The organism is Nocardioides sp. (assembly GCF_044226765.1).
Classification (GTDB): Bacteria; Actinomycetota; Actinomycetes; order Propionibacteriales; family Nocardioidaceae; genus Nocardioides.
Genome location: NZ_JBGAGJ010000015.1, coordinates 1 through 18,951 on the forward strand (window position 1 = coordinate 1; position 18,951 = coordinate 18,951).

Here is an 18,951-nt window from a genome sequence, read left to right on the forward strand (position 1 = left end):
GGGCTACCTCGAGCAAGTCGCCATCGAGATGAACAACCGCCCCCGCAAACGCCTCGGATGGCGCACCCCCGCCGAAGCCCTCGACCAGCTACTGTCCGAACACGACAAGCCCGGCGCTGCACTCACCGGTTGAATCCACCGACGACCTGGGTCTCGATACGCTCGCTGACGCTCGCTACTCGACCACCGAGGGGTGCGCGGCTCGACGCGCTCGCTGACCGACCGCCGGAGGAGGCAGCTCAGACGGTCTCGGCGAGGCGGTAGCCGACCCCGCGGACGGTCTCGATGAACTTCGGCGTGGCCCCGTCGTCACCGAGCTTGCGGCGCAGGTTGGCGATGTGCACCTCGACCGACCGCTTGTCGGCCTCGTTGACGAAGTAGGACGTGACGTACTGCTGGCCGCGCATCGTCAGCACCAGGTCGGCCTTGCTGCGGACCCGGCGGCCGGTGCTCAGCAACGAGGCGAGCAGGTCGAACTCGGCGCGACTGAGCTCGACACCCGCTCCGTTGACGGTCACCACCCGGGTCTCGTTGTTGAGGGCCAGGCCGTTGAAGCGGACCCAGCCACCCTGGCTCGGCGGCACGTCGTGGGCGGCCTCCGGTGGCACCGGCTGGTGGGGCACCGGCTGCGCCGCGGGCTGCGGTGCCGGCTGAGGCGCGGGCTGCGCCACCGGCTGGGGCGGCGGCTGGTAGACCGGCGGCGCCGGCTGCTGGTAGTAGGGGTCGGGAGCCGGTTGCTGGTAGGGGGGAGGCTGCGGCGCGGGCGGCTGGTAGGGCTGCGGCTCCGGCGGCGGTGGCTGGTAGACCGGCGGCGCGGGCTGCTGGTACTGCGGCTCGGGTGCCGGTGGCTGGTAGGGCTGCGGGTCCGGCGGCACCGGCTGTCGGTGCTGGGGACGGTAGGGCTCGCGGGGCGGCTCGGACCGGGGCGGCTCGGGCGCCGGCTCCTCGGCCGGGCGGGCGGCGCGGCGGGGCGGCGGCGAGCCGGAGGTGAGGTCCCGGGCAGCGGCCGCGGCCCACGACTCCTCGCGCGGCTCCTCGGCCACCGGGGCGTCGTGCTCGTGCTCGTGGTCGTCGTCGACCCACCCGGTCGGTGTCTCGAAGCGGGTCCGCGGTCGGCGCAGCATCGAGTCGGCGCGGGCGCGCAGCTCGCGCGGCCGGAACGGCTTGACGAGGTAGTCGTCGGCGCCGGCCTCGAAGCCCTGGACCACGTCGATCTCGTCGGCCAAGGCGGTGATCATGATGAGGTAGGTGTTGCTGAACTCGCGCAGCCGCTTGGCCACGGCGAAGCCGTCCATCCCGGGCATGTTCACGTCGAGGGTCGTGATCAACGGGTTGTGGGCCCGCACGGCATCGACGCCGTCGGGACCGTTCTCGGTGACGACCGTCCGGAAGCCCGACTGGGTCAGGACGATGTCGATGAGGTCGCGGACGTCGGGGTCGTCCTCGATGATGACGGCCACCCAGTCGCTCCCCGGCTGCATGAGCCGCATGCTAACAACGCGGCCGGGCGACGGAGGCGTCGGGACGTACCCGCGCCGAACGTCTCACCACCCGGACGACGCAGCCATCTGCATCGCCCGTTCCGGCCAGAACTCGCCGGCGGGCGGCCCGCCGTTGCACTCGCCGTCGCTCTCCCCCGGCGGCTTCACCCACGCGTAGGCGTCCAGGGTCGGCGCCGAGCCGTCGGGCGCGGGCGCAGGGTCGGTGCCGTACGCCCGTCCGGGCGGGTTGCACCACACGTCGGTCGAGCCGTTGCCGTTGCGGCCGCTGTCGATGATGAAGTGCGCGCCCCCGAGCAGCCCGCTGAGCTTCTCGCCGTACTGCTGCTCGTCCTCGTCGGTCTGGTAGTTGGACACGTTGGTCGCGAAGCCACGCACCTTGCCCACCCCGACCCGCTCCAGCAGCGGCGCCAGCTTGGCGGGGCTGATCCAGTGGGAGTGGCCGCCGTCGACGTACGTCGTCACCCCGGCGGCCGCCAGCCGGTCCACCGCGTCGGCGATCAGGTCGATCCGCTGGGCCAGGCGGTCGCACTCGATCGCCGAGGCCAGCGCGTCCGGCTCGACGACCACGACCGCGCCGTCACCGGCGCCGGCCGCGTCGGCGATCTCCTGGACCCAGGTGCCGTACTGGTCGGCAGGGAGCCCACCCTCCGAGAAGCCCCCGGTGCAGTCCCGGTCGGGGATGCCGTAGACGACGAAGGTCGGCACCTGCCCGGCGGCGTCGGCCCCGTCCACAATCTTGCTCACGAACGGACCGACCTCGCCGACCGGGTACTCCTCGGGCGTCAGCCAGATGCCGCTCGGTGTCTGCGCCAGGCGGTCGAAGACCGCCTGCTGGTCGGTGCGGCCCTGCTGCTTGGCCTGCGCGGCCGCCTGGGCGGCCCGCGAGTCCGGCTCGGGGTAGCCGGCCCGGTCGGCGTAGAGGTTGACCGCCTGCGGGTCGGCCGGCTTCGCGTTGCCGCCGCTGTCGCTGCCGCCGCACCCGGCCAGCAGGACGGCGGCGACGACGGTCAGCAGCAGCGCGAGCGGCCGCGCGCGTCGGTGGAGTGGCACCGCTCCATCATGCCCGAGGCTTGCCACCCTCCTGACGACCCGGTGCGAAGACGCTCGCGACGGCGGCCACGGCCACCGCGGCCGCCCCGGTGAGCAGGGCAGGACCGATCGCGCCGTCGTACCCGACCGGGCTCAGCTCTCCCCCGTTGGCGAGGAAGACGGCGGTCAGCAGGGCGACGCCGATGGCGACACCGAACTCCCGCACGGTCGAGTTCGCCGAGCTGGCGATCGCGAACTCGTCCTCCGGCAGGCCGTCCAGGACGGCGGTGGCCATCGGCGCGAACGTCAGGCCCATGCCCACCCCCGCCATCAGCAGCGCGGGAACGAACGACGGGTAGGCGGCCCCGGTCTCGGTCAGCACCGCGAACCAGACCAGCGATCCGGTCTGCAGCACCAGGCCCAGCGAGAGCAGCGCCCGCAGACCGACCCGGGGCGCCAGGGCGCCCGCGATCGGGGCGACCACCATCGGGGCGGCCGTCCACGGCAGGGTGCGGATACCGGCCTCCAGGGGCGTGTAGCCCTGCACGATCTGCAGGTACTGCGAGAGCAGGAAGACGGTGCCGAACATGCCGAGGGTGAAGAACAGGCCGATCACGTTCGACACCGAGAACCCGCGCGAGGAGAACAGGCGCAGCGGCAGCACGGCGTACGACCGGCCCCGGGCCCACACGACGTACGCCGGCAGCAGCGCCGCGGCGAGGACGAGCGGCACGACCACGCGCGGGTCGGTCCAGCCGTCGTCGTTGCCGTGCACGATGCCCCACACGCCGAGGAAGACGGCGCCACCGAGCAGGCCGACGCCCACCCAGTCGAGCCGCTGCCAGGTGCCGCGCGACTCGCGGACCGCGATCAGGAGCAGCGGGGCGGCCACCAGGGCGACCGGCACGTTGAGCCAGAAGATCGCCTGCCAGCTCACGCCCTCGACGACCGCGCCGCCGATGACGGGGCCCAGCGCGACCCCGAGGCCGCTGACCCCGCCCCAGATGCCGATCGCCGCGGCGCGCATCGCGGGCGGCACGGCCGAGGCCAGCAGCGTGAGTGAGAGCGGCATGATCGCCGCGGCTCCGAGGCCCTGCACCGCCCGGGCGGCGATGAGCGCCTCGGAGGTCGTGGAGAGCGCCGACGCGATCGACGCCAGGGTGAAGACGGTGAGCCCGACCAGCATCACCCGGCGCCGCCCGAACCGGTCACCGAGCGTCGCCGCCGGGAGCATGAACGTGGCGAAGGCCAGGGTGTAGGCGTTCACGAACCAGGACAGCTGGCCGACGCTCGACCCCAGGTCGGCGCGGACCACGGGCAGGGCGGTGGTCATCACCAGGTTGTCGAGCGTGGCCATGAACATGGGCAGGGACGCCGCGACGATCGCGAGCCACACCGGTACCTGCCGGGGGCGGGGCGGGGCGGGGACGTCCGCGGCCGGCGGGGCGCCGGGGGTGGTGTCGAGAGCGGTCATCGGGTTTCTCCTGGACGGGTACCGGGCGGGCTGCCTGAAGTAGGCATCGAATGATTACTTCGTCGGCGACTGTAGGTAATCGACTGATAACATGTCAACCATGAATGCCGCCGCCACCGTCCGCATGGCCGCCGAGGACCGCCGCGAGCTCGTCCTGGCCGCCGCGACCCGCGCCTTCGCCCGCCACGGCTACGCCGGGACGAGCACCGACGCGGTCGCCCGTGAGGCCGGCGTCTCCCAGCCGTACGTCGTGCGGCTGTTCGGCTCCAAGCTGGACCTCTTCCTCGAGGTGTTCGAGCGCTCGGTGCGCCGGATCGAGGCGGCGTTCGCCGCGGTCATCGACGCCGGTCCGTTCGACCCCGACAGCGAGGATGACAAGGCGCGCATGGGCGTCGCCTACACCGACCTGATCGCCGACCAGGACTTCCTGCAGGTGATGATGCACGGCTTCTCCAGCGGTGGCGTGCCCGAGATCGCCGCGGCCGCCCGCCGCTGCATGGGCGAGGTCTTCGCGACCATCCGGCGCACCGGCTGGGACGACGAGCAGTGCCGCGACTTCGTGGCCTACGGCATGCTGCTCAACGTGATGCTCTCCATGCGCGCCCCCGAGCACCTCGACCCCGACGACCCGCTGACGGCGCTGACCGCCTGCGCGTTCGGCGAGCACCTCGACCTGCTCCAGCCCCCGGCGTGACGGGCCCCGCGCCCCGGTTCGTGCTGGCGTCGGCCTCCCCCGCACGCCTGCAGACCCTCCGCAACGCCGGCCTGGACCCGCTGGTGGTCGTCTCCGGGGTCGACGAGTCGCAGCTCGACGGGCTGCCGCCGGCCGAGCTGGCCCTGCAGCTCGCCGAGCTCAAGTGCGCGGCCGTCGCCGGCCGTCCCGAGGTGCCGTCCGGGGCGCTGGTCCTCGGGTGCGACTCGGTGCTCGACCTCGACGGCGAGGCCCTCGGCAAGCCGGACGACGCCGCCGACGCGGTGCGGCGCTGGGAGGCGATGCGCGGCCGGAGCGGGGTGCTGCACACCGGTCACTCGCTGCGCGACACCACCACCGGCCGGGTCGCCGCGGCCACCGCCTCGACGGTCGTGCACTTCGCAGACGTCACCGACGACGAGGTGGCGGCGTACGTCGCCACCGGAGAGCCGCTCGCCGTCGCCGGGGCCTTCACCGTCGACGGCCTGGGCGGCGGCTTCGTCACCGGGATCGAGGGCGACCACCACAACGTGGTCGGCGTCAGCCTGCCGCTGGTCAGGGACCTGGTCGCGGAGCTGGGCCACGCGTGGACCTCGCTGTGGGCTCCTCGCTGAGAGGCCCCCGTGGCTCCTTCCGCAGGTCGACCGGGTCGCCCAGCGGCTCGATCTCCAGCAGGTCCTCCAGTCGCGGGTCCACGTGCAGCTCGCTCAGCTCGAAGACCTGCATCGGACGCTGCTTGAGGTCCGCCAGGTGGACCGGACTGCGGAACACCAGCGTGCGGAAGAGGTAGAACCGCGCGACCATGCCGAGGAACAGCCCGACCAGGTTCGCCGACAGGTTGTCGGAGAACGGGTCGTCCAGCCCCAGCACGTCGCGGCTGAACCACAGGCACGCCAGCGGCACCAGCATCGTGACCAGGTTGATCGCCACGAACATCAGCCGGCCGCCGTCCGCGGTGCGCGGCGGGCGGTCGCGAAAGACCCACGTGCGGCTGCCGCGATAGCTGATCACCATGCCGACCACGTTGGCGACCGCGAACCCGAGGTAGGGCTGGCCGGCCAGCGGCGCGTCGTACCCGGTGCCGAAGCCGTGCACGAGGAAGTTGAAGATCAAGAAGGCGACGACCGTGGCCAGGCCCCCCACCGCGAGGAACCGGTAGGCCTCGGTGAGGACCCGACGCCACCGGTTCGACATGGCGGCAAGGCTAGCCGCTGCGCCGCTGCCTCACTCGACCGGCAGGCCGAGTCCTCGCGCGATCAGCATCCGCTGCACCTCCGAGGTGCCTTCGCCGACCTCGAGCACCTTGGCGTCGCGGTAGAACCGCGCGACGGGGTACTCCTCCATGAAGCCGTAGCCGCCGAAGACCTGCGTCGCGATCCGGGTGGCCGTGACGGCGGACTCGGTGGCGTAGAGCTTGGCCACGGCCGCCGCCTGCTTGAACTCCTTCATCGACGCCCCGGCACCACCACGCATGCTGTCCTTCATCGCGGCGGCGCGGTAGGTCAGCAGCCGGCTCGCGTGCAGCATGACCTCGAGGTCCGCGACCTGGAAGGCGACGCCCTGCTTGCGCCCGATCGGACCGCCGAAGGTCTGTCGCTGGCCGGCGTACTCCACGCTCATGTCGAGGCAGGCCTGGATGCAGCCGACCGCCAGCGCCGCGATCGCGACCCGGCCGTCGTCGAGCGTGGCGAGGAACTGCGCGTAGCCCCGACCCCGCTCGCCGAGCAGGTTCGCCTCGGGGACGCGGACGTCCTCGAAGCTGAGCGGGTGGGTGTCCGAGGCGTGCCAGCCGAGCTTGTCGTAGGCCTTCTCGACGGTGAACCCGGGCGTGCCGCTCGGCACGATGATCGCGCTGATCTCCGGCTTCCCGCTCGCCGACTCACCGGTGCGGGCCGTCACCGTCACGACGCTGGTGATGTCGGAGCCGGAGTTGGTGATGAACTGCTTGGCCCCGTTGACGATCCACTCGCCGTGCTCCAGCACCGCGCGGGTGCGGGTGGCGCCCGCGTCGGACCCCGCGCCGGGTTCGGTGAGGCCGAAGCCCGCGAGCCGGTCGCCGGCCACCAGGTCGGGCAGCCAGGTCGCGCGCTGCTCCTCGGTGCCGTAGGTCAGGATCGGGTTGATGCCGAGGCCGACGGCCGCCTCCAGGGTGATGCCGAGCGACTGGTCGACGCGGCCGACCTCCTCGATCGCCACGCACAGGCTGGTGAAGTCCCCGTCCTCCCCCGCACCGCCGTACTCCTCGGGCGCGGTCAGGCCGAACAGGCCGAGCGCGCCCATCTTCTGCACGACGTCGGTCGGGAAGTGGTGCGCCCGGTCCCAGGCCGCAGCGTGCGGCGCGATCTCGGCCTCGGCGAAGTCGCGGACGGTCCGCCGGAACTCCTCGTGCTCGCGGGACAGCTCGAATCCGGACGCGGCGCTCGACTCGGTGCTCATGGGGTCAGCGTAGCCGCCAGGTTAGCGATTGTTAACCGGACGCGGGTGCCGCCGCGAGATGACCACCACACCGGACCCCGAGGCCGCGGAGGGCGCCCTGACGATACGCTGGCGGGTGGCAGTTTCACTCGAGAGCAAGCCGACACCAGGAGTCGCACGTGGCGCAGATCAAGCCGTTGCAGAAGGTCCTCATCGCCAACCGTGGTGAGATCGCAGTGCGCGTGATCCGCGCGTGCAAGGACGCCGGCATCGGGAGCGTGGCGGTCTACGCCGAGCCCGACCGCGACGCGATGCACGTCCGGCTCGCCGACGAGGCGCACTCGCTGCACGGCTCGACGCCGGGCGACTCCTACCTCGACATCGAGAAGATCATCGCCGTCGCGAAGGAGTCCGGCGCCGACTCGGTGCACCCCGGCTACGGCTTCCTGGCGGAGAACGCCCACTTCGCGCAGGCTGTCATCGACGCGGGCCTGATCTGGATCGGCCCCCCTCCCTCGGCGATCGACGCGCTGGGCGACAAGGCCAAGGCCAAGCAGATCGCCGAGCGCGCGAACGCGCCGCTCGCACCCGGCACCAAGGAGCCGGTCTCGGGCGCCGACGAGGTCGTCGAGTTCGCCAAGGCCAACGGCCTCCCGGTCGCGATCAAGGCGGTCTTCGGCGGCGGTGGCCGCGGCCTCAAGGTCGCCCACGACCTCGAGTCGATCCCCGACCTCTACGACTCCGCCGTCCGCGAGGCGGTCACCGCGTTCGGCCGCGGCGAGTGCCTGGTCGAGAAGTTCCTCCACAAGCCGCGCCACGTCGAGACCCAGTGCCTGGCCGACCAGCACGGCAACGTGGTCGTCGTCTCCACCCGCGACTGCTCGCTGCAGCGCCGCAACCAGAAGCTCGTCGAGGAGGCGCCCGCGCCGTTCCTCACCGAGGCCCAGGTCAACCGGCTGTACGACGCCTCGAAGGCGATCCTGCGCGAGGCCGGGTATGTCGGCGCCGGCACCTGTGAGTTCCTCGTCGCACAGGACGGCACGATCTCCTTCCTCGAGGTGAACACCCGCCTGCAGGTCGAGCACTGCGTGTCCGAGGAGGTCACCGGGCTGGACCTGGTGCGCGAGATGTTCCGCATCGCCGCCGGCGAGGAGCTCGGCTTCGGCGACCCGGAGGTCCGGGGCCACTCCATCGAGTTCCGGATCAACGCCGAGGACGCGGGCAACAACTTCATGCCGGCGCCCGGGACGCTGTCCGCCTGGAACCCGCCGCAGGGTCCGGGCGTGCGCCTGGACGGCGGCTACGAGAACGGCGAGACGATCCCCGGTGCCTTCGACTCGCTGATCGCCAAGCTCATCGTCACCGGCAGCAGCCGCACGCACGCGCTCGAGCGCTCCCGGCGGGCGCTGGCCGAGTTCGTCGTGGACGGCATGCCGACCGTGGTGCCGTTCCACCGCGCCATCGTCGACGACCCCGCCTTCATCGGCTCGCCGTCGGACTACCCGGAGAAGTTCGACGTCTACACGCAGTGGATCGAGACGGAGTTCGACAACCAGGTCGAGCCCTATCGCGGCGGGTCGGCGGAGGCCGACGACCCCGAGGAGCGGCAGTCGGTGGTCGTCGAGGTCGGCGGCAAGCGGCTCGAGGTCGTCCTGCCCGGTGGTCTCGGCGGTCTCGCTGCCGCGCCGGCCGGCGGCGGTCGCGCCAAGCCCAAGCGCAAGGGTGGTGGCAAGCACGGCGCCGCCGCGAGCGGCGACGCGGTCACCAGCCCGATGCAGGCCACCGTCGTCAAGGTCGTCGTCGAGGAGGGCCAGGAGGTCGCCGAGGGCGACACCGTGGTCGTCATCGAGGCGATGAAGATGGAGCAGCCGCTCAAGGCCCACAAGGCCGGCACGGTGACCGGGCTCCAGGCCGAGCCCGGGCAGACGGTCTCCAGCGGGGCCGTCCTCTGCGAGATCAAGTGACGTGACCGGCGGCGACCGCCGCACGACCGGCGCACGAGCCGGCGCATGGGTCACAGAGGCTGAGCGAGCGCACGGCCGAACTCGGGAGGTCGTGGCGGAGCCGTCGGCTCGCGGCCTCACGTGTCGCAGGTTCATCAAGGGATGCAGGTGAACCGGTACTTCCCACGGCCCACCCACCGTGGGAAGTGCCGGTTCACCGACAGACCATGATGAAACTGGGACCCCCCGGAAGCTCCCGAGCACCGCGGTCGACACCAGTCGCGTCCGCTGCTGGGTCGTCTGTCTAGGGTCGGAGCATGACCGACCCGGGGCCACGCCTGCGCGAGCCGCGTGAGCGGGTCAGCCCGCGGGCCCGGACGATGTGGACGCTCACCGCCGCGGCCGGGGGGACGGTCCTGGTCGTGGCCCTGGCGGTCGCGGGACCACTGTCCGGCTGGCTACCGATCCCGTGGTGGCTCGTCGCCCTCGTGGCGCTCGGAGCGGCGACGTACGTCGCCGCGGTCCCGCGATGGAGGTACGCCGTCCACCGGTGGGAGATCACCGAGAGCGCGGTCTACACCCAGACCGGGTGGTGGGTCCGGGAGCGCCGGATCGCACCGATGTCACGCATCCAGACCGTCGACCACGTCGAGGGGGCGGTGGCCCGGCTCTTCGGCCTGTCGACGGTCACGGTCACCACGGCCTCGGCCGCCGGGGCGCTCACCATCGCCGGTCTCGAACGGCCCCGTGCGCTCGCCCTCGTCGACGAGCTGACGCTGATGGCAGACAGCGTGCCGGGGGACGCCACGTGAGCGCTGCCGCCGGCGCCGACTGGCGGCGCCTGGACGCGCGGATGCTGCTGGTCTACCCGGTCAAGGAGCTGGTCCGGTTCCTCCCGGTCCTGCTCGGCCTCTTCCTGGCCGGCACCGCCTCGGGCGGCGTCGGGGACTGGTGGCAGGTCGTCGGCATCCTGGTGCCCGTCACGCTGGGGGTGCTGCGCTACGCCACGACGTCCTACCGGGTCTGGGGCGGCCGGGTGGAGCTGCGACGGGGTCTGCTCAACCGGCACGTCCTCTCGACGCCGGTCGACCGGGTGCGCACCGTCGACATCACCGCCCCGCCGATCCACCGCCTCCTCGGCCTGACCTCGGTGCTGGTCGGCACGGGCACTGCCTCGTCGGACGGCGACGAGCAGATCTCCCTCGACGGGCTCCCCGTCGAGCAGGCGCGCCGGCTGCGTGCCGAGCTGCTGACCTCGGCCGGACCGGGGCCGGCCTCGGACGCGGTCCCCCGATCCGTGCCCCCGACCCTCGAGCTCGACCCGGCCTGGGTCCGGTTCGCACCGTTCACCAGCTCCGGGCTCGCCATCGCGGGCGGGGCCGTCGCGGTGGCCAACCAGGTGCTCACCTCCACCGGCGGCTTCCGGGCGCTCGATCCCGACCGACTCACCCGCGACGCGGAGGGCTGGTCGCCGTGGATCGCCGCGCCGGTCGGGCTCGTGGCCCTCCTGGTCCTGGTCTCCGCCCTGTCCGTCGGGGGCTATGTGGTGACGAACTGGGGCTTCGCGCTCACCCACGCGGACGGCGCCTGGCACCTGCGACGTGGTCTGCTGACCACCCGCGAGACGACGATCGACGACGGTCGGCTGCGCGGGGTCTCGGTCGGCGAGCCGCTCGGGCTGCGGCTGGTCGGCGGCGGCCGGGCCTCGGCGATCGCCACCGGCCTGGGTGGTGGCCGGTCCGCGCTGATCGTGCCGCCGGCCCCCTCCCCCGTCGTCCACCGGGCCGCCGGCGCCGTCCTTCGCACACCCGACCCCCTGGAGGTGCCGCTCCAGGGCCATGGTCCGCGCGCGCGGGCGCGGCGCTACACCCGCGCAGTGGGCCCTGCCGTCCTCCTCCTGCTGACCGCGGCGCTCCTCGTCGTGCTGACGGACCTGCCTGCCTGGCTCCTCGTCGTCGCCGCGCTCGGCGTCCCGGTCGCCGTCGCCCTGGCGGCGGACCGGTTCCGCGCGCTCGGGCACGCGCTGACCGACGGGTACGTCGTGGTCCGGTCCGGTTCGCTGGACAGGCGACGCGAGGCCCTGGAGACCGACTCGGTCATCGGCTGGAACCTGAGGTCGAGCTGGTTCCAGCGGCGCTCCGGACTGACCACGCTGGTCGCCACCACCGCAGGCGGACGTCAGTGCGTCACCGCGCTCGACCTCCCGGAGGCGACCGCCGTGGCCCTGGCGCGAACGGCGCACCCACGGCTGCTCGACCAGTTCCTGGAGACCGGTCGCAGGTGACGCCCACCGGTCCGGACCACCGGTCCGGACCACCGGTCCGGACCACCGCCGAGGGCGTAGCGTGAGGGCCGATCGGGAGGCTCGGGCTCTCCTCTCCCCCCAGGAGCACCGATGCCGAGAGTGGTCGCGCGCCGTCGACTGCTCGTGCCTGCCCTCACGGCGGCGCTCGTGCTCGCCGGCGCGATCGCCGGCGGTCTCCCCGCCGCGGACGCGGCGCCCACGTCGTACCCCGGCTCCGTCCAGGGCACCGGACCCGCCGCGTGGTACCGCCTCGGTGAGGCGTCCGGCACCACGATGGTCGACGGCTCCGGGAACGGGCACGACGGCACCTACAGCGCCACCGGTGTGACCTTGGGCGGCGCCGCCGCGATCGTGAACGAGACCGACACCTCCGCAGCCTTCGACGGCACGGGTGACGGACAGGGACCGGCGTTCGCGGCAGCGAGCTCCTACACCCTCGAGGGGTGGGTCAAGAGGGCAGACGGCGCCGACGGCTCGATCGTCGGGATCAAGGACTCCGGGCAGCTCTACGTCCACAACGACCAGCTGGTGCTGCACCAGACGGACACCGACGTGACGGGCCCGACCCTGACCCCGGGGACGTGGTACCACGTCGCGGCGACCTACCAGGGCGGCACCGCGCGCCTGTGGGTCGACGGGACGATGGTCGCCTCCGCGCCCACGCCCACCGACCCGTTCGGCTCCAACCCCCTCCAGGTGGCGTCGGGCGACCAGGCGCCCGACTTCCACGGGCAGCTCGACGAGGTGGCCTACTACACGCATGCCCTGTCGGCGTCGGAGCTCTCGGACCACTACGCCGTCGGCGCGGACACGTTCGCGCCCACCATCAGCATCACCACCCCGGTCGACAACGCCGAGTACCTGCTGCACGCCGTCCCGGCGACGGTCCGCACGTGCACCGACCCCGGCGCGATCTCGAGCGGGATCCGATCCTGCGACGTGACCGGCAACGGGACCTACCTGGGTCGCCGGTTCGTGACCGTCACCGCCACCGACCGGGCCGGCAACACCGCCTCGAGGACGGTCTTCTACTCCGTGCTGCCGATCCGGTACGCCGACGAGATCGCGCTCTCGAACCCGCTGGTCCACTACCGCCTCGACGACCCCGTCGGCGCCACGACCGCGACCGACAGCTCGGGCCACGGCCGCCACGGCACCTACAAGAACGCCGTCGCTCCGGGGGCGCACAAGGACGCCGCGATCGTGTGCGAGCGCCGGCCGAACCCACCCCGGGTGTGTGACCTCGCGGCCGACCCGCTGGACCACTCGACCCACTTCGGCGGCGAGGGCTACATCTACCTGCAGAACCTCGCGGCGCCGCAGAGCGCGTACACGCTCGAGGCGTGGATCCGTCCCGACGACCACGGTGACGGCTCGATCGTCGGCCAGGGTGGCGCCGGGCAGCTCTACGTCCGCAACGGCCACCTGGCGCTGCGCCAGACCCAGGACGACGTGGTCAGCAGCGGGCCCGACCTGACGCCGGGCGTCTGGTGGCACGTCGCCGCCACCTGGGACGGCACCACGACCACGCTCTACGTCAACGGCGACCCGGTCGCCGCCTCCTCGAGCGCCCGCAAGGCACCCTCCGGCTCCGCGACGATGTACGTCGGCACGGGCGAGCAGGCGCCGCCCTTCGACGGTGACCTCGACGAGGTCGCCTACTACGGCACGGCGCTGAGCCCCCACGTGCTCAAGGAGCACTACGACATCGGCACCGTCTACGACTGGCCCTCGATCGTGCCGATGCCTCCGAACACCAACACCGGCAAGCCCTCGGGACGGGTCACCTCGCCGGTCGACGACGCCCTCTACGCACCGACCAAGACCCCTCCCGCGCACTTCACCTGCACCGACCCCGACGGCCCCGCGGACCTCACCGAGTGCTCGGCGACGGTCGACGGCAGCCCGATCACGGACGGCACGAAGCTGCCGGACTCACCGGGTCCGCACACGTTCACGATCTCGGCCAAGGACACCGGCGGCAACACCGACGTGCACTCGCTCACCTACACGGTGAAGGGCTTCGCCGACATCTACCGCGCGGACGACCCGATCGCCTACTACCGGCTCGGCGACACCGGCACGGTGATGGCCGACGCCAGCGGTCACGGCCGCGACGGCACCTACAAGAACAAGCAGGAGTCCGGGCCGGTCGGGATCTCCGGCGACGGCGACACGGCGCGGCGCTTCTGGGGCGACGGCGGCTACGGCTACGCCAACAGCGTCGGCGCCGGCGAGTTCCAGGCGACCGTCGAGGCGTGGGCCAACCCCGACGACCTCCGCGACCAGTCGGTCGCCGGCCTCGCCGGGAGCGACGAGCTCGTGGTGCTGGACGGGAGGTTCGCCTACCGCCACGCGGACCGCATCGTCTCCTCCGGCGTCGCCCCGACCCCGGGCCACTTCACCCAGGTCGTCGGGGTCTGGGACGGCGACACGATCAAGATCTACGTCGACGGCACCCTGCGCGGCTCGGCGCCGGCGGCCACCGGTCGGTCCACCGGTGCCGGGACGTTCTACGCGGGCTTCGGGACCCTGGCTCCGTGGTTCCTGGGCTCCCTCGACGAGGTCGCCTACTACGGGTCGGCGCTCTCGGCCGACCGCGTCTACCAGCACTACCTCGCCGACCCGCCCGCCGACGGCGCGAAGCCCGTCACCGCCTCGTGCCGTGTCCCCGCCCTGCGCGGCCTGCGGGTCACCACTGCCCGGACGGCCCTGCGCGAGGCCGGCTGCCGGCTCGGCGCCGTCGCGCACCGCGCCGCCGGCGTACGCCAGCGGGGCCGGGTCCTGCAGCAGTCCGTCGCCGCCGGCTCGAAGGTGGTCGCCGGCCGGTCCGTCCGGATCACCGTCGGCCGCTGACCCGCGGCCCGGCGACGAGCGGGGCGGCGTCTCGCCGGAGGACGACGCACCGTCGACGGGACAGCCGGACTCGTAGGGTGTCGCCCATGTTCTCCAAGGTGCTGGTGGCGAACCGGGGCGAGATCGCCATCCGGGCCTTTCGGGCCGCCTACGAGCTGGGTGCGCGCACGGTCGCGGTGTTCCCGTACGAGGACCGGTGGTCCGAGCACCGGTTGAAGGCGGACGAGGCGTACGAGATCGGTGAGCGGGGCCATCCGGTGCGGGCCTACCTGGATCCCGAGGGCATCGTGGCGGTGGCGCTCCGGGCGGGTGCGGACGCGGTCTACCCGGGCTACGGGTTCCTCTCGGAGAACCCGGGTCTGGCCGAGGCGTGCGCAAACGCGGGGATCACGTTCATCGGCCCGTCGGCCGAGGTGCTGACCCTGACGGGCAACAAGGCCCGGGCGATCGCGGCGGCGACGGCCGCCGGTGTGCCGACGCTGGCGAGCGTGGCGCCGTCGACCGACGTCGACGAGCTGGTCGCGGCTGCCGAGGCCCTGCCGTACCCGCTCTTCGTGAAGGCGGTCGCCGGCGGTGGCGGCCGCGGCATGCGGAGGGTCGACGACCCTGCTGACCTGCGCACCGCGGTCGAGACCTGCATGCGCGAGGCCGAGGGCGCGTTCGGCGACCCGACGGTGTTCATCGAGCAGGCCGTGGTGGACCCCCGGCACATCGAGGTGCAGATCCTGGCCGACGGCGAGGGCCGCGAGGACTCGGTGATCCACCTGTTCGAGCGGGACTGCTCGGTGCAGCGGCGCCACCAGAAGGTCGTGGAGATCGCCCCCGCGCCGAACCTGGACCCGGAGCTGCGCGACCGGATGTGCGCGGACGCGGTGCGGTTCGCCCGGGAGATCGGCTACCGCAACGCGGGCACGGTCGAGTTCCTCCTGGACCCGCAGGGCAGCTACGTGTTCATCGAGATGAACCCGCGCATCCAGGTCGAGCACACCGTGACCGAGGAGGTCACCGACGTCGACCTGGTGCAGTCACAGATGCGGATCGCGGCCGGGGAGACGCTGGCCGACCTGGGCCTGTCCCAGGACTCGGTCACCCTGCGCGGTGCGGCCCTGCAGTGTCGGATCACCACCGAGGACCCCGCCAACGGGTTCCGCCCCGACACCGGCGTGATCACCACCTACCGCTCCCCCGGCGGTGGCGGGGTGCGCCTGGACGGCGGCACGACGTACACGGGCGCGGAGGTCTCAGCCCACTTCGACTCGATGCTCGCCAAGCTCACCTGCCGCAGCCGCACCTTCGACAAGGCGGTCGAGAAGGCCCGCCGGGCGGTCGCCGAGTTCCGCATCCGGGGCGTCTCGACCAACATCCCGTTCCTCCAGGCGGTGCTGGCCGACCCCGACTTCGCCGCGGGTCGCGTGACGACGTCGTTCATCGAGACCCACCCCCACCTGCTCCAGGCACGCGGGTCCGGTGACCGGGGCAGCAAGATGTTGGGCTACCTGGCCGACGTGACGGTCAACCAGCCGTACGGCGCCGCGCCGGTGAGCACCGACCCGCGCACCAAGCTGCCCGGGCGCGAGCAGGGCGTCGACCTGCGCGTGCCGGCGCCGGACGGGACCCGGCAGCTGCTGCTGGAGGTCGGTCCGGAGGAGTTCGCGCGGCGGCTGCGCGCGAGCAAGGACGTGGCGGTCACCGACACCACGTTCCGTGACGCCCACCAGTCCCTGCTGGCCACGCGGGTGCGCACCCGGGACCTGCTCGGGGTCGCCGGGCACCTGGCGCGGACCACGCCACAGCTGTGGTCGCTGGAGTGCTGGGGCGGCGCGACCTACGACGTCGCGCTGCGGTTCCTCGGCGAGGACCCGTGGGAGCGGCTCGCGGCCTTGCGCCAGGCGGTCCCGAACATCTGCCTGCAGATGCTGCTGCGCGGCCGCAACACGGTCGGCTACACGCCGTACCCCACCGACGTGACCAACGCGTTCGTGCAGGAGGCCGCGGCCACCGGCCTGGACGTGTTCCGGATCTTCGACGCGCTCAACGACGTGGAGCAGATGCGACCGGCCATCGAGGCGGTCCGCGAGACCGGCACGACGGTCGCCGAGGTCGCGCTGTGCTACACCGGCGACCTGTCCGACCCCGGCGAGACCCTCTACACCCTGGACTACTACCTGCGCCTGGCCGAGCGGATCGTTGAGGCCGGCGCGCACGTGCTGGCGATCAAGGACATGGCCGGCCTGCTCCGGGTGCCCGCCGCCCGCACCCTGGTGACCGCCCTGCGCGAGAACTTCGACCTGCCCGTCCACCTGCACACCCACGACACCCCCGGCGGCCAGCTCGCCACGCTCCTCGCCGCGATCGACGCCGGCGTCGACGCCGTCGACGCCGCGACCGCCTCGATGGCCGGCACCACCTCCCAGCCCCCGCTGTCCGCGCTGGTCTCGGCCACCGACCACGGTCCCCGCGAGACCGGCCTGTCGCTGGCCGCGGTCAACGCCCTGGAGCCCTACTGGGAGGCCACCCGCCGGGTGTACGCCCCCTTCGAGTCCGGCCTGCCCTCACCGACCGGGCGGGTCTACCGCCACGAGATCCCCGGCGGCCAGCTGTCCAACCTGCGCCAACAGGCCATCGCTCTGGGTCTCGGCGAGAAGTTCGAGCAGGTCGAGGACATGTACGCCGCCGCGAACGACATCCTCGGCAACATCGTCAAGGTGACCCCGTCGTCGAAGGTCGTGGGCGACCTGGCGCTGCACCTGGTCGCCGTCGGCGCCGACCCGGCCGAGTTCGCCGAGGACCCCGGCAGGTTTGACATCCCCGACTCGGTCATCGGCTTCCTCGCCGGCGAGCTCGGCGACCCGCCCGGCGGGTGGCCCGAGCCGTTCCGCACCAAGGCCCTGGCCGGACGCACCCACACCCCGCCCGCCACCGAGCTGACCGCTGAGGAGAGCGCGGGCCTCGCCGGCGACGTCGGCCAGACGAGCCCCACCCGCCGCAGGACCCTCAACGAGCTGCTCTTCCCCGGCCCCACCCGGGAGTTCACCGAGTCCCGCGAGACCTACGGCGACCTGTCGGTCGTGCCGACCCTGGAGTACCTCTACGGCCTGCGCCGCGGCGCCGAGCACGAGGTGGAGATCGAGGAGGGCAAGACGCTCATCCTCGGCCTGCAGGCGATCGGCGAGCCCGACGAGCGCGGCATCCGCAGCGTGATGGCCACCATCAACGGCCAGCTCCGCCCGGTCAACGTCCGCGACCGCAGCGTCTCCGCCGAGGTCGCCGCCGCCGAGAAGGCCGACACCACCAAGCCCGGCCACGTCGCCGCCCCCTTCCAGGGCGTGGTCACCATCGTCGTCGAGCAGGGCCAACGCGTCGCCGCCGGCGACACCGTGGCCACCATCGAGGCCATGAAGATGGAGGCCGCCATCACCGCACCCGTCGCCGGCACCGTCGACCGGCTCGCCCTCACCGGCACCCAGGCCGTCGAGGGCGGCGACCTGGTCCTGGTCCTGTCCTGACGTGAGCGGGGCTGCCACGGCCGGCCACCACCAGGGCACGCCGCTGGTCGCGGGGGTCGTCACCGCGGTCGTCGGCTTCAGCAGCGCCTTCGTCGTCGTGCTCGCCGGGCTGACCGCGGTCGGGGCCAGCCGCGCCGAGGCCGCGTCCGGGCTGCTCGCCGTGTGCGTGGCCCCGGCGCTGGGGATGTGCTGGCTCGCCGTCCGGCACCGCACCCCCCTCACCCTCGCGTGGTCGACACCCGGCGCGGCCCTGCTGATCTCGACGGGCACCGTCGAGGGCGGCTGGCCGGCCGCCGTCGGCGCCTTCGTGGTCGCGGGCGTGCTCATCGTGCTGACCGGCCTGCTGCCCTGGCTCGGTGAGCTGATCTCCCGGATCCCGGTCTCGCTGGCGCGGGCGATGCTCGCGGGCGTGCTGCTGCCGATCTGCCTGCAGCCGGTGACCGGTCTCGCGAGCTCGCCGTCCCTCGTCGGACCCGTCGTGATCGCCTGGCTGGTGATGCACCGGATCTCGCGGCGGTGGGCGGTGCCGGTCGCGCTGCTCGTCGCCGTCGTCGTGGTCCTCATCGAGGCAGGCTCCTCGGTCGACACCGCCGACCTCGCCCCGGTGGTGACCTGGACGACGCCGCACTGGACCGTGGCGGCGGTCGTCAGCATCGCCCTGCCCCTCTACATCGTCACGATGGCGTCGCAGAACGTGCCGGGTGTCGCCGTGATGGGCAGCTTCGGCTACCGCGTGCCGTGGCGGGAGTCGATGACGGTCACCGGGCTCGGGACCCTGGCCGCCGCGCCGCTCGGCGGCCACGCGATCAACCTGGCCGCCATCACCGCCGCGATGACCGCGGGTCCGATGGCGGGCGCCGACCGCGGACGCCGCTGGGTCGCGACGGTGAGCGCGAGCGCGGCGTACGTCGTGCTCGGGCTCCTCGCCTCCGCGCTCGCCGCCCTCGTCGCGGCCGCCCCGGGCGACGTCATGCAGGCCGCCGCCGGGCTCGCCCTGCTCGGCACCTTCGGGGCGGCCCTGTCCGGCGCGCTGGAGGACCCCGACGGCCGGGAGGCCGCCGCGGTCTGCTTCCTGGTGGCCGCCTCCGGGATCAGCGTGCTCGGCATCGGTGCTGCGTTCTGGGCGCTCCTGGCGGGCCTCGTCCTGCGTCCGGTGCTGCGTCCCGTCACGGACCGCGCCCCGCGCGAGGGGTCACGCCCCCGCGTTTGAGCACCGGACGGTCCGGGCAA

The 18,951-nt window shown here is 73.0% G+C and carries 13 protein-coding genes; 8 read left to right on the plus strand and 5 right to left on the minus strand.

Annotated features, from left to right (window positions below; all coding sequences use genetic code 11):
• Positions 1 to 239: 239 nt before the first annotated feature.
• The 3 genes from ACILRH_RS21495 to ACILRH_RS21505 form a co-directional block, all read right to left on the minus strand.
• Positions 240 to 1,481: a winged-helix domain-containing protein gene (locus tag ACILRH_RS21495; RefSeq protein WP_395696112.1), complete on the minus strand. Its 1,242-nt coding sequence runs from the start codon at positions 1,479 to 1,481 to the stop codon at positions 240 to 242.
• Positions 1,482 to 1,544: 63 nt separating this feature from the next.
• Entirely contained in the window at positions 1,545 to 2,552 is a 1,008-nt protein-coding gene (locus ACILRH_RS21500) for a glycoside hydrolase family 6 protein (protein WP_395696113.1), read from the minus strand.
• A gap of 7 nt (positions 2,553 to 2,559) precedes the next feature.
• Positions 2,560 to 4,005, minus strand: coding sequence for an MFS transporter (locus ACILRH_RS21505; RefSeq protein ID WP_395696114.1), 1,446 nt, complete (start codon positions 4,003 to 4,005; stop codon positions 2,560 to 2,562).
• A gap of 91 nt (positions 4,006 to 4,096) precedes the next feature.
• Here ACILRH_RS21505 and ACILRH_RS21510 point away from each other — a divergent pair, with 91 nt between their 5' ends.
• Both ACILRH_RS21510 and ACILRH_RS21515 read left to right on the plus strand, forming a co-directional pair.
• Positions 4,097 to 4,699 carry a TetR/AcrR family transcriptional regulator gene (locus tag ACILRH_RS21510; RefSeq protein ID WP_395696115.1) on the plus strand — a complete coding sequence of 201 codons (603 nt, stop codon included), beginning with the start codon at positions 4,097 to 4,099 and terminating at the stop codon, positions 4,697 to 4,699.
• Positions 4,696 to 5,310, plus strand: coding sequence for a Maf family protein (locus ACILRH_RS21515; protein ID WP_395696116.1), 615 nt, complete (start codon positions 4,696 to 4,698; stop codon positions 5,308 to 5,310). The genes ACILRH_RS21510 and ACILRH_RS21515 overlap by 4 nt, the downstream gene beginning before the upstream one ends.
• Here the strand turns inward: ACILRH_RS21515 and ACILRH_RS21520 are convergent.
• Positions 5,252 to 5,890 carry a GtrA family protein gene (locus ACILRH_RS21520; protein ID WP_395696117.1) on the minus strand — a complete coding sequence of 213 codons (639 nt, stop codon included), beginning with the start codon at positions 5,888 to 5,890 and terminating at the stop codon, positions 5,252 to 5,254. The genes ACILRH_RS21515 and ACILRH_RS21520 overlap by 59 nt on opposite strands.
• Before the next feature lie 30 nt (positions 5,891 to 5,920).
• Positions 5,921 to 7,132: an acyl-CoA dehydrogenase family protein gene (locus ACILRH_RS21525; RefSeq protein ID WP_395696118.1), complete on the minus strand. Its 1,212-nt coding sequence runs from the start codon at positions 7,130 to 7,132 to the stop codon at positions 5,921 to 5,923.
• A gap of 176 nt (positions 7,133 to 7,308) precedes the next feature.
• Here ACILRH_RS21525 and ACILRH_RS21530 point away from each other — a divergent pair, with 176 nt between their 5' ends.
• The 6 genes from ACILRH_RS21530 (at position 7,309) to ACILRH_RS21555 (ending at position 18,931) form a co-directional block, all read left to right on the plus strand.
• Positions 7,309 to 9,075 carry an acetyl/propionyl/methylcrotonyl-CoA carboxylase subunit alpha gene (locus ACILRH_RS21530; RefSeq protein WP_395696198.1) on the plus strand — a complete coding sequence of 589 codons (1,767 nt, stop codon included), beginning with the start codon at positions 7,309 to 7,311 and terminating at the stop codon, positions 9,073 to 9,075.
• 296 nt (positions 9,076 to 9,371) lie between these two features.
• Positions 9,372 to 9,866, plus strand: a complete 495-nt coding sequence (locus ACILRH_RS21535; protein ID WP_395696119.1) for a PH domain-containing protein — start codon at positions 9,372 to 9,374, stop codon at positions 9,864 to 9,866.
• Entirely contained in the window at positions 9,863 to 11,338 is a 1,476-nt protein-coding gene (locus tag ACILRH_RS21540; RefSeq protein WP_395696120.1) for a PH domain-containing protein, read from the plus strand. Before ACILRH_RS21535 ends, ACILRH_RS21540 begins: the two co-directional genes overlap by 4 nt.
• Before the next feature lie 111 nt (positions 11,339 to 11,449).
• A complete protein-coding gene (locus tag ACILRH_RS21545; RefSeq protein WP_395696121.1) occupies positions 11,450 to 14,215 on the plus strand; it encodes a LamG-like jellyroll fold domain-containing protein in 2,766 nt (921 codons plus the stop codon).
• Positions 14,216 to 14,301: 86 nt separating this feature from the next.
• The gene (locus tag ACILRH_RS21550; protein WP_395696122.1) at positions 14,302 to 17,721 is read left to right on the plus strand and encodes a pyruvate carboxylase; all 3,420 of its coding nucleotides are present in this window, start codon (positions 14,302 to 14,304) and stop codon (positions 17,719 to 17,721) included.
• A gap of 1 nt (position 17,722) precedes the next feature.
• A complete protein-coding gene (locus ACILRH_RS21555) occupies positions 17,723 to 18,931 on the plus strand; it encodes a benzoate/H(+) symporter BenE family transporter (RefSeq protein WP_395696123.1) in 1,209 nt (402 codons plus the stop codon).
• Positions 18,932 to 18,951 lie beyond the last annotated feature (20 nt).